This window comes from Cupriavidus sp. WGlv3 (genome assembly GCF_023952475.1).
In the GTDB taxonomy this organism is placed as follows: Bacteria; Pseudomonadota; Gammaproteobacteria; order Burkholderiales; family Burkholderiaceae; genus Cupriavidus; species Cupriavidus phytorum.
The window spans coordinates 20,904-34,933 of sequence record NZ_JALHRX010000020.1; the positions used below are offsets into that span (position 1 = coordinate 20,904).

Annotated in this window: 14 protein-coding genes; 10 read left to right on the top strand and 4 right to left on the bottom strand. The window is 69.2% G+C overall.

What is annotated here, in order from left to right:
- Positions 1–2: 2 nt before the first annotated feature.
- The 4 genes from MKD38_RS25105 to MKD38_RS25120 are packed head-to-tail and all read right to left on the bottom strand — an operon-like array spanning position 3 to position 3,949.
- Positions 3–1,181: an ABC transporter substrate-binding protein gene (locus tag MKD38_RS25105; protein ID WP_252681148.1), complete on the bottom strand. Its 1,179-nt coding sequence runs from the start codon at positions 1,179–1,181 to the stop codon at positions 3–5.
- Positions 1,174–2,193 (bottom strand): PQQ-dependent catabolism-associated beta-propeller protein, encoded by a 1,020-nt coding sequence (locus MKD38_RS25110; protein ID WP_252681151.1) that lies wholly within the window; start codon positions 2,191–2,193, stop codon positions 1,174–1,176. The genes MKD38_RS25105 and MKD38_RS25110 overlap by 8 nt, the downstream gene beginning before the upstream one ends.
- Positions 2,190–2,969 carry an ABC transporter ATP-binding protein gene (locus tag MKD38_RS25115; RefSeq protein WP_252681154.1) on the bottom strand — a complete coding sequence of 260 codons (780 nt, stop codon included), beginning with the start codon at positions 2,967–2,969 and terminating at the stop codon, positions 2,190–2,192. The genes MKD38_RS25110 and MKD38_RS25115 overlap by 4 nt, the downstream gene beginning before the upstream one ends.
- A complete protein-coding gene (locus MKD38_RS25120; protein ID WP_252681156.1) occupies positions 2,966–3,949 on the bottom strand; it encodes a tripartite tricarboxylate transporter substrate binding protein in 984 nt (327 codons plus the stop codon). Before MKD38_RS25120 ends, MKD38_RS25115 begins: the two co-directional genes overlap by 4 nt.
- 324 nt (positions 3,950–4,273) lie before the next feature.
- Here MKD38_RS25120 and MKD38_RS25125 point away from each other — a divergent pair, with 324 nt between their 5' ends.
- The 10 genes from MKD38_RS25125 to MKD38_RS25170 all read left to right on the top strand — a co-directional run bounded on the left by MKD38_RS25125 (position 4,274) and on the right by MKD38_RS25170 (position 14,030).
- Positions 4,274–6,715, top strand: coding sequence for a TonB-dependent receptor (locus tag MKD38_RS25125; RefSeq protein WP_252681159.1), 2,442 nt, complete (start codon positions 4,274–4,276; stop codon positions 6,713–6,715).
- A 92-nt stretch (positions 6,716–6,807) separates the two neighbouring features.
- Positions 6,808–7,002, top strand: coding sequence for a hypothetical protein (locus MKD38_RS25130; protein ID WP_062802722.1), 195 nt, complete (start codon positions 6,808–6,810; stop codon positions 7,000–7,002).
- 99 nt (positions 7,003–7,101) lie between these two features.
- Positions 7,102–7,629 (top strand): hypothetical protein, encoded by a 528-nt coding sequence (locus tag MKD38_RS25135; protein ID WP_252681162.1) that lies wholly within the window; start codon positions 7,102–7,104, stop codon positions 7,627–7,629.
- Positions 7,630–7,740: 111 nt separating this feature from the next.
- Positions 7,741–8,967 carry a phosphoglycerate dehydrogenase gene (serA, locus tag MKD38_RS25140; protein WP_252681165.1) on the top strand — a complete coding sequence of 409 codons (1,227 nt, stop codon included), beginning with the start codon at positions 7,741–7,743 and terminating at the stop codon, positions 8,965–8,967.
- Between the two features lie 207 nt (positions 8,968–9,174).
- Positions 9,175–9,519 carry a hypothetical protein gene (locus MKD38_RS25145; protein WP_252681168.1) on the top strand — a complete coding sequence of 115 codons (345 nt, stop codon included), beginning with the start codon at positions 9,175–9,177 and terminating at the stop codon, positions 9,517–9,519.
- Between the two features lie 204 nt (positions 9,520–9,723).
- Complete coding sequence (gene napE / locus MKD38_RS25150) at positions 9,724–9,888, top strand: periplasmic nitrate reductase, NapE protein (RefSeq protein ID WP_115665170.1); 165 nt, start codon at positions 9,724–9,726, stop codon at positions 9,886–9,888.
- 108 nt (positions 9,889–9,996) lie between these two features.
- Positions 9,997–10,323 (top strand): chaperone NapD, encoded by a 327-nt coding sequence (locus MKD38_RS25155; protein ID WP_252681170.1) that lies wholly within the window; start codon positions 9,997–9,999, stop codon positions 10,321–10,323.
- Complete coding sequence (gene napA / locus MKD38_RS25160) at positions 10,320–12,815, top strand: periplasmic nitrate reductase subunit alpha (protein WP_252681173.1); 2,496 nt, start codon at positions 10,320–10,322, stop codon at positions 12,813–12,815. Before MKD38_RS25155 ends, napA begins: the two co-directional genes overlap by 4 nt.
- 26 nt (positions 12,816–12,841) lie before the next feature.
- Complete coding sequence (locus MKD38_RS25165; RefSeq protein WP_252681175.1) at positions 12,842–13,384, top strand: nitrate reductase cytochrome c-type subunit; 543 nt, start codon at positions 12,842–12,844, stop codon at positions 13,382–13,384.
- 58 nt (positions 13,385–13,442) lie between these two features.
- Positions 13,443–14,030 carry a cytochrome c3 family protein gene (locus MKD38_RS25170; RefSeq protein ID WP_252681178.1) on the top strand — a complete coding sequence of 196 codons (588 nt, stop codon included), beginning with the start codon at positions 13,443–13,445 and terminating at the stop codon, positions 14,028–14,030.

Genomic DNA, 14,030 nt, shown 5'->3' on the forward strand with positions numbered 1-14,030 from the left:
TGTCAGGTCGGGGCGGGGCACGCGGTGTCGGCTTCGTCGGCGCCCAGGGTGTCGAGGTTGTTCTTCGGATGCAGCACGCCTTCGACCGGCGCGATGCCGATCACGCCGTCGGGGTGCGCCAGCATCAGCGGCTGGCGCAGCTGGCGGTCCCAGCGCCGGAACGACAGCGGCGGGCCCTTGAAGCCGTCCACCACCACCTGCCCCGCGGCCAGCGCCTGCGCCTGCGCGGCAAAGCCCGCGGGCTGCCGCACCACGCTCTCGGCAATGGCCTTGACCGCGACCCAGGCGGCCCAGTCGTAGCCGGTCATCGGCCGGCCCGCGGCGCGGGCGAAGCGCCGGTTGAGCTGCGGCCCGCCGTTGCGCTCCCAGGCCCAGTGCCAAGCCTGCGCGCCGAGGCCGCTGGCGCCCACCACCGGGCGCGGCAGCTGCGTGGCATAGGGCAGGCCGCGCGCGAACTCGCCGTCGGCGTCGGCCACCACCACCACGTCGTAGTCCGCGCCACTGGTCAGCATCCTGACGTTGGCCTGGTCGCGCTCGCGCGGATCGTTGGACAGCCGGAACGCGCGCTGCGCGCTCCAGGCGATGCCGAAGCGCCGCGCCGCGCCCAGCAGCGCCTCGCGCTGCGCGGCATCGGCCGGCGACGGCCCGCTCAGCAGCAGCGCGCGGCGCCACTTGCGCGCGGCCAGGTACTGCATCAGCGCGTCGGCGCGCATGCGCACGCTCGGCAGCGTATGCAGCAGCACCGGCGCGCAGCCGGCGCCGCGCAGCGCATCGTCGTCGGCCGAGACATTGAACAGCAGCGCCTCGCCCGGCCGGACCGCGCCCGCGGCGGCACGGACCGAAGCCGGCGGCAGGTCCAGCAGGATAAAGCGCGTGCCCTGGCGCGCCAGCGCCGCAACCAGCGTGGCCACTTCGGCTTCGGTGCGGGCCTGCTGCGCCTCGACCCGGAGCGACTGGCCCGCGGCCTCCAGCGCAAAGCGCGCTTCCGCCGCCGCCACCTGGGCGCCGTCGAGCGCGCGGCCCTGCGGCTGGTCGGGATAGCGCTGCGCCAGGCGCCGCGGCGCATGGCGGGCATCGTCGGCCAGCGACACCACCGCCACGCGCACCTCGACGGCGTGCAGTGGCGCCGCCAGCACCACCGCAAGCGTAAAGGCCAGCACCGCCAGCGCCCGCTCAGTCATCGATCGCCACCGAATGCGGCACGCGGCCCGCCTTGAGCGTGGCCACCGCCTTGCGGCTGGCGGTGTCGACCACGCTGACATCGTCGGACAGCCCGTTGGCGACGTAGAGCCGCGCGTTGTCGCGGCTCAGCGCCAGCCCCCAGGCGCGCCGCCCCACCAGCACGTAGTCCTGCACGCGGCGCGATGCCACCTCGACCACTGCGACATGGTTGGCGCGGCCCAGCCCGATATAGGCGTGGCTGCCATCGCTGCGCGCCGCCATCCCGACCGGCGTCACGTCTTCGGCGCGCATGCCGCGCGGCGCGAAGGCGATGGTCTGCACCACCTCCAGCGTATCGGTGCGGATCACGCTGACGCTGGCCGACAGCTCGTTCGAGACCCACAGCTCCTTGCCGCCGCGCACCAGCAGCAGCCGGCGCGGCCGGTTGCCGACGCGGATATTGCGCACCACCTTGCGCGTGGCGACGTCGACCACATGGACCAGGTTGGCCACTTCGGAGGCCACGTACACCTGCCGTCCGTCCGCGCTGACCCTGACGCCCTCCGGTTCTTCGCCCACCCCGACCGCGAACACGCGCTTGCCTGAGCCGGTGTCGTAGGCCGACAGCAGCGCATCTTCTTCATTCGACACGTAGAGCGTGCGGCCATCGTGGCTGAGGTCGAACAGTTCCGGGTCGTCGCCGACCGGCAGCGACGCCACGGTCCTGCGCGTGGCGACGTCGACCACGTCGACGCGATGGTCGTCGCTGCAGGCCACGTACAGCCGCGCGTGGTCCGGCGACAGCTGCAGGTGGCGCGGCCGCCGGCACTGGCGCCACGACGCCAGCTGCTGGCCGCTGCCGGCAGCGTAGGCGGTCAGCGCGTCGTCCTTTTCGCTGGAGACAAAGACCTGGCCGGTGGCGGCGCGCGCGGGGCCGCCCTGGGCGCCCTCGGCCATGCCGGCGGCAACCAGCAACGCGGTGGCGATCAGCCAGGCGCCGGCGAGCCAGGCGGGGGATGGCATCGGCTTCATGCGGTGAACTCCGTTTGCGCCGCGCGGAGGACCGACGGCGTCATGGCAAGAAAAGCGGCTTCCAGCGTCGCGGCCGCGGTGACGCCCAGCAGCGCGGCCGGGGTGCCATCGAAGCGCACCGCGCCGCGGTCGAGCACGATCACGCGGTCGGCCTGCTCCACCTCCTGTACCAGGTGGGTGGCCCACAGCACGCCGGCGCCGGCGTGCCGCGCCAGGCGCCGGGTCTCGGCCAGCAGCTGCACGCGCGAGGCCGGGTCCAACCCCACCGTCGGCTCATCGAGCAGCAGCATGGCCGGTTCATGCAGCAGCGCGCGCGCCAGCTCGACCTTGCGCCGGCTGCCGCCGGAAAGTTCGCGCACCGGCGCTTGCGCGCGCGGCGCCAGGCCGAAGGCCTGCAGCAGGCGCGCGCTCCGCTGCGCCGCCTCGCGCCGCGGCAGGCCATGCAGGTCGGCATGGAAGCGCAGGTTGGCCAGCACCGGCAGGTCCAGATCGATGGCGGGCTGCTGGAACACGATGCCCAGCTGCGCCAGCGCGCGCACCGGGTCGCGTCGCATGTCGCAGCCCATCACCGTGACCTGCCCGGCATCGGCGACGAACAGGCCGCTGAGGATCTGGAACAGCGTGGTCTTGCCCGCGCCGTTGGGCCCGAGCAGCGCCACGAACTCGCCGCGCCGCACGCACAGCGAGACTCCGTCGAGCGCGACGCGCCCGCCGAACGCCTTGCGCACCGCGTCGCAAGCAAGCGCCGGCGCTTCCTGCATCGGCAGCGCGTTCATAACTGCTCCTTCGCCCGTGCCGTGCCCGCACGCTGGGCAAAGCTGCGTTCGGTGTCCCAGGCCTGGCGCAGGAAGGCTTCGTATTGCGCGGTGCCCAGGTAAGTCAGTTCCTGGTCGTAGCGGGCCAGCTCGGCTAGATGGCGCGGCTGCTGCATGGCGGCGCGGAACGCGTCGTGCAGGCGCCTGACGATGGCCGCATCGGTGCCGCGCGGCACGCCGATGCCGTAGGGCGAGTTGTGGACCGCGTCGGCGAAGCCAAGCTCGGCCACGGTCGGCACCTCGGGCCAGCGCGCCGAACGCTGCGCGCTGAACACCGCCAGCAGGCGCAGCTTGCCGGACTCGACGAAGGGCGCGAAGCCGGTGGAATTGACGCCCGCCATCAGCGAGCCGTTGGCCACCGCCAGCATCTGGTCGGCGGTGCCGTGGTACGGCACGTGCAGGTAGCGCACGCCGCTGCGGCCCAGCACGTCCTCCATCGCCAGGTGCGCGGTGGTGCCGATGCCGGTCGAGCCCACGGTCAGCTGGCCCGGGTGCGCGCGGCCCCAGGCAATCAGCTCGCGCAGCGAGCGCCACGGGCTGTCGGCGGGCACCACGATGCCGAAGGTATAGCCCGAGATCATCAGCACCGGCTGGATGTCGCGCAGCGGCTGCCACGCGGTCTTTTGCTGGTGCGGGAACCGGTACACCGTCAGCGGCAGCTGGCCGATGGTGTAGCCGTCCGGCCGTGCGGCGGCAAGCAGCCCGCCCACCAGCGTGCCGCCGGCGCCGGGCCGGTTCTCCACCACGATCGGCTGCCCCAGTTCGCGCCCGGCCAGCTCGGCCAGGATGCGCATCGAGATATCGGTGGCGCCGCCGGCTGGCCACGGCACCACCAGCGTGACCGGACGCGACGGATAGGCGGCTGCGCCCTCGGCCCGCGCGAATCCCGCCGGCAACAGGCCGAGGCACATCGACAGCAGGCAGGCAAGGCAACGGAACATGGCAAAGCACCGGACCGGGTTGGGATGCGGTGTGACACAGCAAGGCCGATACCATGTGCGATGCAGCACGGCATGTCGCACCCCGAGGACCTTGCCGGGCCGGCGCTGCACGGCTTGCGGCCGCCGCCTTGCAGCGACGCTTGCTGCGATGCGCCGCGCAGCACTGTGCCGTGATGGAACACTGTGCGCTGATGGCAACGCCCCTTTGTCCTGTTTTGTGACAGGGCGCAGGCCCACGCTGCTGCCCGGTACGAAAACTGCTGAAGCCCTGCCCACAGGCGCGGCCCGATGCAGGCATGCGCCGCTATCCCGAGGAGACCGACCATGCCAGCCATCCCGCGCCCTGCACCGCCAGGCCAGCGGCCATCCCGACTTCCGCGCGCCGTCGCAGCCCGCCCGTGCCGCCGCGCCGCGGTGCTGTCCGCGCTGATCACGCTGCTGTGCCAGCGTGCCGCTGTGGCGCAACAGGACACTGTTGCGCCAAACCAGGACAGTACGCTGCTGCCCGAAGTGCTGGTGGTGGCCGCCGCGCCGCTGCCCGGCATCGGCGTGGCCAGCGACCTGGTGCCCTACACCGTGCAGACCGTGCACGGCAGCGAGCTCGGCGGCGCGCGCGCCGGCAACCTGGCCGACTACCTGAACCGCCATCTCGCCGGCGTCAACGTCAACGACATCCAGGGCAGCCCGTTCCAGACCGACATCACCTACCGCGGCTTCCGCGCGTCATCGATCCCCGGCGTGCCGCAGGGGCTGTCGGTGTACCTGGACGGCATCCGCGTCAACGAGCCCTTCGGCGACGTAGTCAGCTGGGACATGATCCCGGAGGCGGCGCTGGCGAACGCGTCGCTGGTGTCCAGCGCCAACCCCGCCTACGGCCTCAACACGCTCGGCGGCGCGCTCGCCATGACCACGCGTTCCGGGCTGGACTCGCCCGGCTTCACCGCCGACCTGTCCTACGGCAGCCAGGCGCGCAAGCGCGCCGACCTGTCCGGCGGCGTGCGCAGCGACAGCGGCTGGCATGCGTTCGCCGCCGGCACGCTGTTCCAGGAGCACGGCTGGCGTGACCATTCGGAGGGCCGGCTCGGCAATGTCTTTGCCAAGGCGGGCTACGCCGGCGCCAGCAGCAGCTGGGATGTCTCGGTGCTTCATGGGCGCAGCACGCTGACCGGCAACGGGCTGGTGCCGAGCTATCGCGCGGCTGACGGCGGTACCCTGCCCGAGCTGTACCAGTCCAACCGGCGCGCGGTCTACACCTATCCCGACCAGACCCGCAACCTGGTCACGCAGGCGGCGCTCAACGGCCGCCACTGGTTCGACGACAAGACCAGCGCCGCGGCCATGGCTTATGTGCGCAACAGCCGCCGCGACACCGCCAACGGTGACGTCAATCCCGACTACGAGGCCTATGCCGAAGACTGCGAGGACGGCTTCGACGCCGACGGCAGCCCGCGCGGCGACGACTGCGGCATGACCCGCGCCGAAGGCGCGGCGCTGCACCCGGCGGTGCTGAACACCAGCCATATGCGGCAGCAGACCGTGGGCATGGCGCTGAGCCTGGCGCGGGAAGGCGAGCACCACGTGCTCAATGCCGGCCTGACGCTCGACCGCAGCCGCCTGACCTATTCGCAATACGCACAGCCCGGCAGCTTCACCGACGACCGCGGCGTGGTCGCCGATCCCGCCGCGGCCAACGCCCTGTTCTCCGGCGTCAGCGGCAATGCGCGCACGCTGGGCCTGTACCTGTCCGATACCTGGTCGCTGACGCCCACCACCTTCCTGACCGCGTCGGCGCGCTGGAATCACGTCACCGTCAGCAATACGCTGCGCAACAGCGACGGCAGCGAGCAGCCGCGCGAAAGCTTCACCTACCGCCGCCTGAACCCGGCGCTGGGACTGGCGCAGAAGCTCGGCAGCGGCGTCACGGTGTTCGGCGGCTATGCGCAGAACAACCGCGTGCCCACCGTGCTCGAGCTCGGCTGCGCCGACCCGGAGCGGCCCTGCCGGCTGCCGGCGGGCCTGCAGGCCGATCCCTACCTGAAGCAGGTGGTGTCGCATTCGTTCGAGGCCGGCGTGCGCTGGCACCCGCGCCCGCACACCGAGCTCACGGCGTCGCTCTACCGCATCGACAACCACGACGACATCCTGTTCGTGCGCGCACCGAATACGCAGCTCGGCTACTTCGCCAACTTCGACCGCACCCGCAACCAGGGGCTCGACCTGAGCGCGCGCCACCGCCTGGGCCCGGTCACGCTGCGGCTGGCCTACAGCTACCTGCAGGCCACCTACCAGTCCGCCGGCGCGCTGGCCGCCGGCGAACGCACCATCGATATCCGCCCGGGCATGCGCATGGCGGGACTGCCGCGCCATACGCTCAAGCTGGGCGCGGACTGGCAGGCGCTGGCCGGGCTGGTGCTGGGCGCCGACCTGGTGGCGGTGTCGGGCTCGGTCTCCAGCGGCAACGAGGACGGCCTGCGCAGCGACCCGCAGCCGGGCGCAGCGCCGCAGGCCGCCGACTGGAGCACGCCGGGCTACGCCACCATCAACCTGCGCGCGGCGTATCAGGTCAGCAAGCGCTTCGAGATCTACGCGCGCGTGGCCAACCTGCTGGACCGGCGCTACGAGACCTATGGACAGATCGCCAACGATGTGTTTCCCGGCGGCAACCTGGTGCGGCCGCACGTGGCCCCGGGCGATGCCGCCAGCGCGCTGTTTGTGGCGCCCGGGGCGCCGCGCAGTGTCTGGCTGGGGGTGGTGTTCCGGATGTAGCGCCGCCGTCTTCACGATTCCTTACAGACAACGGCGCGGGCACAATCTATTCTCCTGTCGCAAATGGAATCCCTCACAACAAGGAGAATGCAATGAAATCCGTCCTGGCCCTTCTGGTTGCGTGCAGCGCGCTGCTCGGCGGCTGCGTGGTCGCCCCTTATGACACCTACGGCGGCGGCCCGCAGGGCTGCCCGCCGGGGCAGGCCAAGAAAGGCAACTGCCGCGTCGACGCGTACGGCAACGAGTCGTTCTGCCCGCCGGGCCAGGCCAAGAAGGGCCGCTGCTAAGCCGGCGCGGGGCCGGCGCCGGCGTTCCTGCTGCTTGCGCCGGGCGGGCCGGCAGCCGGACAATGGTGCTGCGGACATTCCCTCTTGCAGGAGCGTGCCATGCCACCCCGGTCCCTGCCCCGCCGTCAGCTCGTCCTCTTTTGCATAGCCGCCGCCCTGCTCGGCGCCTGTGCCACGCTGCAGCCGGAGCAGACCGGCCAGCAGATGATAGGCAGCCCTGAAAGTGCGGTGCGCCAGACTTTCGGCCCACCCAGCGAGACCCACCGCCTGGCCGACGGCACCACCCGCTGGCTGTGGTCGCGGCAACCCTTCGGCCATGAGGTCTACGCCGCCGACTTCGACGCCGCGGGCAGGCTGACCCGCTACCGCCAGATGCTGACCGAGGCCGAGATCTATCGCGCCCAGGTCGGGGTCTGGACCAAGCAGGACGTGCAGCAGCACTTCGGCCTGCCGCGCGAGCCGGTGCAGTATTACCCGCTGATGCAGCGCGAAGCCTGGTCCTGGCGCATGTACAAGGACGGCCTGCAGACGGCGCACTTCAGCTGCTACTTCGACAACGCCGGCGTGCTGCGCCAGACCATGATCATCGTCGATCCGCTTGGCGGCGACGCGCGCCGCGCGCGCTGACGCTACCGCTGAAGCAGCCGCCGGTGCCAATGCCGGCAGCAGGGCCTCCCCGGCCCCGCCACCGTTTTGCGCGCAGAATGGAGGCGATGCGGCAATGCCCGCCAACCCTCCATGCGGAAAACCAACGTGACCACAGCCATCCTGCTCGAGAACATCCACCAGAGCGCCAACGCCCGGCTGGCCGAAGCCGGCCTGCAGGTCGAGCGCCGCACCGGCGCGCTGGCCGGTGCGGAACTGCGCCAGGTGCTGGCCGATCATGACGTGATCGGCATCCGCTCTGCCACGCACCTGCGCGGGGACGATATCCGCAGCGCGCCCGGACTGCTCTCGATCGGCTGCTTCTGCATCGGCACCTCGCAGGTCGACCTCGACGCCGCCACCGCCGCCGGCATCCCGGTCTTCAACGCGCCCTTTTCCAACACCCGTTCGGTGGCCGAGCTGGTGGTCGCCGAAGCGGTGATGCTGCTGCGCCGGATCCCCGAGAAGAACACGCTGGCGCATGCCGGCAAATGGGCCAAGGGTGCCGCCGGCGCGTTCGAGACGCGCGGCAAGACCATCGCCATCGTCGGCTACGGCAATATCGGCTCGCAGGTAGGCGTGCTGGCCGAATCGATGGGCATGCGCGTGGTCTACTACGATGTGCTCGCGCGGCTCTCGCACGGTTCGGCCCGCGCCGCGGGCTCGCTCGAAGAAGCGGTGTCGCAGGCCGAGGTGGTGACGCTGCACGTGCCGGCCACGCCGCGCACGCGCAACATGATCGATGCCAGCATCCTGGCGGCGTTCAAACCCGGCGCGATCCTGATCAATGCCTCGCGCGGCAGCGTGGTCGACATCGCCGCGCTGGCCGCGGCGCTGCGCGAGAAGCGGCTGGGCGGCGCGGCCATCGACGTGTTCCCGGAAGAGCCCAAGACCAACCAGGATCCCTTCACCAGCGAGCTGCAGAACCTGCCCAACGTGCTGCTGACCCCGCACGTCGGCGGCAGCACCGAGGAAGCGCAGGAGAACATCGGCACCGAGGTCGCGGCCAAGCTCGCGCACTTCCTGGCCACCGGCGGCACCATCGGCGCGGTCAACTTTCCCGAGGTCGACCCCGGTCCGCTGCATGCGCCGGCGCGGCTGCTCAACGTGCACGGCAACGCGCCCGGCGCGCTGGCGGCGCTGAACACGCTGCTGGCGCAGGAAGGCGTGAACATCACCGGCCAGCATCTGCAGACGCGCGGCCACACCGGCTACGTGGTCACCGACCTCGACCGCGCGCCATCCGAACAGCTGATGCAGGCGCTGCAGACCCACGCCGGCTTCGCGCGCTCGCGGCTGATCCTGCGCGGGGCGGCTTAGCCTCGACCAAAACCGTGGGCCATGGCCGCGGACCATGGCCACGGTCCCACCCCTTTTTAATCTCCACCAAACTGTCTGAAATTCCAAAAATGCTCTGAAGCAGGGGCTATGCTGAATGCAGCCCACACGCGCATTGGTGGGCCTGCACGGTACGCGATGACAATGGCGGCCCGCGTCGGCGCCGCACCAACAATCGTGAGGTCAGACATGTCGCTTGAACGGAGCAGGAAGGCCGCCGCCCTGGTCGGGCGGCTGGCCGCAGCCACGCTGCTGGTAACCGCGGGGATCGGCAGCGCGGCAGCGCAAACCGGCACCATTACGTTCCTCGGTGCCATCACCAGCCCCTCATGCGGTTTCCGCGCGTCCGCCGGACTGGTACAGGCGAGTTGCCAGCAACCATCGGGCCGCATCGTCTCGGCGCCCTTCGCCGTGGCGCCGCACCATCCGGCAGGACCGACGCGCATCGGCGCGGCCAGGCTGGAAGTGCAACCGGCGCTCGCCGGCGAGCGCGGCGCGGTGCCCGCCTACCTGGTCGTAGTGACCTATCACTAGATGACATATCCGGCCGGGACTGCACGCTCCCGGCTAACGCAATCGGGGGATCGCGCAGCCAGCGTTGCGGCCCATGCCGCATCTCGTGCCCCCGCTGGCTGCGGCGTCGCGAGTGCAGTCTTGACACCTTCGCATGGGCTTCCTTTAATGGTGTAACGGATCGGGCCACGCCTAATCCCTTTCTTCCGAGGACGTCAACCTGCGATGGAAACCGGTGACACCCACGATCCGCAACGCAAGCAAGAAGAACTGCGCAGTTTCCTTTTCCTGACCGCCGTCATGGTGCCGGTGTTGTCCGTCATCATCGTCGCGGGCTATGGGTTCATTGTCTGGATGACCCAGCTGATCAGCGGACCGCCGTCCCACTAGGCGCGGCCCGTGCAGGTCCGGTGCGGCAGGCTCGCCGCGGCCGGGGCATTTGACTGATAAAAACAAGCTGCAGCACAGACTGAAACGGCATCGAACCGGAGCTTGCGCATGCCCGCAGCAAGACGTGCCATCCCCATCCAGCCGTTGCCGGCGAACGCAGAGTGGCATATTGCCGGCATCGTCGTGCATGCCATGCCCGACCGCCTGCCCCAGGTTCGCGCCGCGATCGACGCGATCACCGGCGCCGAAGTCCACGCCGCCAGCGACGCCGGCAAGCTCGTGGTCACCATCGAAGCCCCCACCTCGCGCGCCATCGCCGCGCACCTTACCTACCTCCACCAGCTCCCCGGCGTGCTCTCTGCCGCGCTTGTCTACCAGCACAACGAAGACGCCGACGCCATGAGCGAGACCATCCACGAGGAGGGCGCAAGATGAACATCTCCCGCCGCGATTTCATCAAGCAGACCGCCGTCGCCGCGACGGCTTCGGTGGCCGGCGTCACGCTGCCGGCCGGCGCCGCCAACTTTGTCACGGACAGCGAAGTGACCAAGCTGAAATGGTCCAAGGCGCCGTGCCGCTTCTGCGGCACCGGCTGCGGGGTCACGGTGGCGGTCAGGGACAACAAGGTCGTGGCCACGAACGGCGACCCGCAGGCCGAGGTCAACAAGGGCCTGAACTGCGTCAAGGGCTACTTCCTGTCGAAGATCATGTACGGCCAGGACCGGCTCACCAAGCCCTTGCTGCGCATGAAGAACGGCAAGTACGACAAGAACGGCGAATTCGCCCCGGTCACCTGGGAACGCGCCTTCGACGAGATGGAACTGCAGTTCAAGCGCGTGCTGAAGGAAAAAGGCCCGACCGCGGTGGGCATGTTCGGCTCGGGCCAGTGGACCGTGTGGGAAGGCTATGCCGCGTCCAAGCTGTACAAGGCCGGATTCCGCTCCAACAACATCGACCCCAATGCACGCCACTGCATGGCATCGGCCGTGCAGGGCTTCATGCGCACCTTCGGCATGGACGAGCCGATGGGCTGCTATGACGACTTCGAGGCCGCCGACGCCTTCGTGCTGTGGGGCTCGAACATGGCGGAGATGCACCCGATCCTGTGGACCCGCATCACCGACCGCCGCCTGAGCCACCCGAAGACGCGCGTGGCGGTGCTGTCCACCTTCACGCACCGCTCGTTCGACCTGGCGGACATCCCGGTCATCTTCAAGCCCCAGACCGACCTGGCGATGATGAACTACATCGCCCACTACATCATCAAGAACAACAAGGTCAACAAGGACTTCGTCAACAAGCACACGGTCTTCAAGGAAGGCGTGACCAACATCGGCTACGGCCTGCGTCCGGAGCATCCGCTGCAGAAGGCGGCCAAGAATGCGGCCGATCCCGGCGCCTCGCGCCCGATCACGTTCGATGACTTCGCGCGCTTCGTGGCCAAGTACGATGCCGATACCGTCAGCAAGCTGTCCGGCGTGCCCAAGGCCAAGCTCGACCAGCTCGCCGAGCTCTATGCCGATCCCAACATCAAGGTGATGTCGCTGTGGACCATGGGCTTCAACCAGCATACGCGCGGCAGCTGGGCCAACAACATGGTCTACAACCTGCACCTGCTGACCGGCAAGATCTCCACGCCGGGCAACAGCCCGTTCTCGCTGACCGGGCAGCCGTCGGCGTGCGGCACCGCGCGCGAGGTGGGCACCTTCTCGCACCGGCTGCCGGCCGACATGGTGGTGACCAATCCCAAGCACCGCGAAGAAGCCGAGCGCATCTGGAAGCTGCCGCCGGGCACCATTCCCGACAAGCCGGGCTACCACGCCGTGCTGCAGAACCGCATGCTCAAGGATGGCAAGCTCAATGCGTACTGGGTGCAGGTCAACAACAACATGCAGGCGGCGGCCAACCTGATGGAAGAGGGCTTGCCGGGCTACCGCAATCCCGCCAACTTCATCGTGGTGTCGGATGCCTACCCCACCGTCACCGCGCTGGCGGCGGACCTGATCCTGCCGAGCGCGATGTGGGTCGAGAAGGAAGGCGCCTACGGCAATGCCGAGCGCCGCACGCAGTTCTGGCACCAGCTGGTCGATGCGCCGGGCGAGGCGCGCTCCGACCTGTGGCAGCTGATGGAGTTTTCCAAGCGCTTCAAGGTCGAGGACGTCTGGCCCGCCGACCTGATCGCGAAGAAGCCGGAATACCGTGGCAAGACCCTGTTCGACGTGCTCTACCGCAACGGGCAGGTCGACAAGTTCCCGCTCAAGGAAGCCAGCACCGAGTACAACAACGCCGAGGCCAAGGCCTTCGGTTTCTACGTGCAGAAGGGGCTGTTCGAGGAATACGCCACCTTTGGCCGCGGCCATGGCCACGACCTGGCGCCGTTCGACGCCTACCATGAGGCGCGCGGCCTGCGCTGGCCGGTAGTCAACGGCAAGGAAACCCGCTGGCGCTACCGCGAAGGCAGCGATCCCTATGTGAAGGCCGGCACCGGCTACCAGTTCTATGGCAACCCCGACGGCAAGGCGGTGATTTTCGCGCTGCCCTACGAGCCGCCCGCCGAGTCGCCCGACAAGGAATATCCGTACTGGCTGGTCACCGGCCGCGTGCTGGAGCACTGGCATTCCGGCTCGATGACGCGGCGCGTGCCCGAGCTGTATCGCGCCTTCCCCAACGCGGTGGTGTTCATGCACCCGGAGGACGCCAAGGCCATGGGCCTGCGCCGCGGCGTGGAAGTGGAAGTGGTGTCGCGGCGCGGGCGCATGCGCTCGCGCCTGGAGACCCGCGGACGCGACGCGCCGCCGCGCGGGCTGGTGTTCGTGCCGTGGTTCGATGCCAGCCAGCTGATCAACAAGGTGACGCTGGACGCCACCTGCCCGATCTCGCTGCAGACCGACTTCAAGAAGTGCGCGGTCAAGATCGTCAAGGTCTAGCGCGGCCGATACAACAGGGAGACGCCATGAAACCGAGTCGATCCTGGCTGCCACTGCTGGCCTTGCTCACGCTGCTGCTGGCGCTGCTGGCGGCATTGCCGCTGCCGGCACGCGCACAGCAGCCACAGCAGCCACAGCAGCAGCAAGGGCTGGTCGATGCCATGCGCGGCAACACCCCCATCGGCAACGAGACCAAGGCGCCGATCATGTACCCGACCGAGAACAAGGACATCCGCCGCAACCGCAACTACACCATGCAGCCGCCGACGATCCCGCACAAGATCGACGGCTACCAGGTCGACAAGGACTTCAACCGCTGCATGTTCTGCCACGCGCGCACCCGCACCGAAGAAACGCAGGCGATCCCGGTCAGCATCACGCACTACATGGACCGCGACAACAACGTGCTGGCCGAGGTGTCGCCGCGCCGCTATTTCTGCACGCAGTGCCATGTGCCGCAGGCGGACGCCAAGCCGCTGGTGGGCAATAGCTTCATCGATGTCGAGCAGATGCTCAAGCGCAAGCCCGGCGCAAAAGGAGCCGCCGACACCAAGGGAGCGGCCAAATAAGGGAGCGACCCGATAGCAGCGCCCGGCCCCGACAACAACCTCATAGCGGATGCGCGCCATGCTCGACCTGTTCAAGCGCTACTGGCGGACCATTAACCGGCCCAGCGCATATTTCAGCCTGGGCTTCCTGACGCTGGGCGGCTTTATCGCCGGCGTGGTGTTCTGGGGCGCGTTCAACACCGCGCTGGAACTGACCAACACCGAGCAGTTCTGCACCGGCTGCCACGAGATGCGCGACAACGTCTACCAGGAACTGCAGGGCACCATCCACTTCACCAACCGCAGTGGCGTGCGCGCCAAATGCTCGGACTGCCACGTGCCGCACAACTGGACCGACAAGATGGCGCGCAAGATGCAGGCGTCCAAGGAGGTCTGGGCCAAGGTCTTCGGCACCGTCGACACGCGCGAGAAGTTCCAGGCGCACCGGCTCACGCTGGCGCAGCACGAATGGGCCCGCTTCAAGGCCAACGATTCGCTGGAATGCCGCAACTGCCATGACTACCAGTCGATGGACTTCACGCGCCAGAGCCCGCGCGCGCAGGCCATGCACTCGACCTACCTGGCCAACAAGGAAAAGACCTGCATCGACTGCCACAAGGGGATCGCGCACCACCTTCCGGACGTATCCAAGGCCGAGGAGAAATGA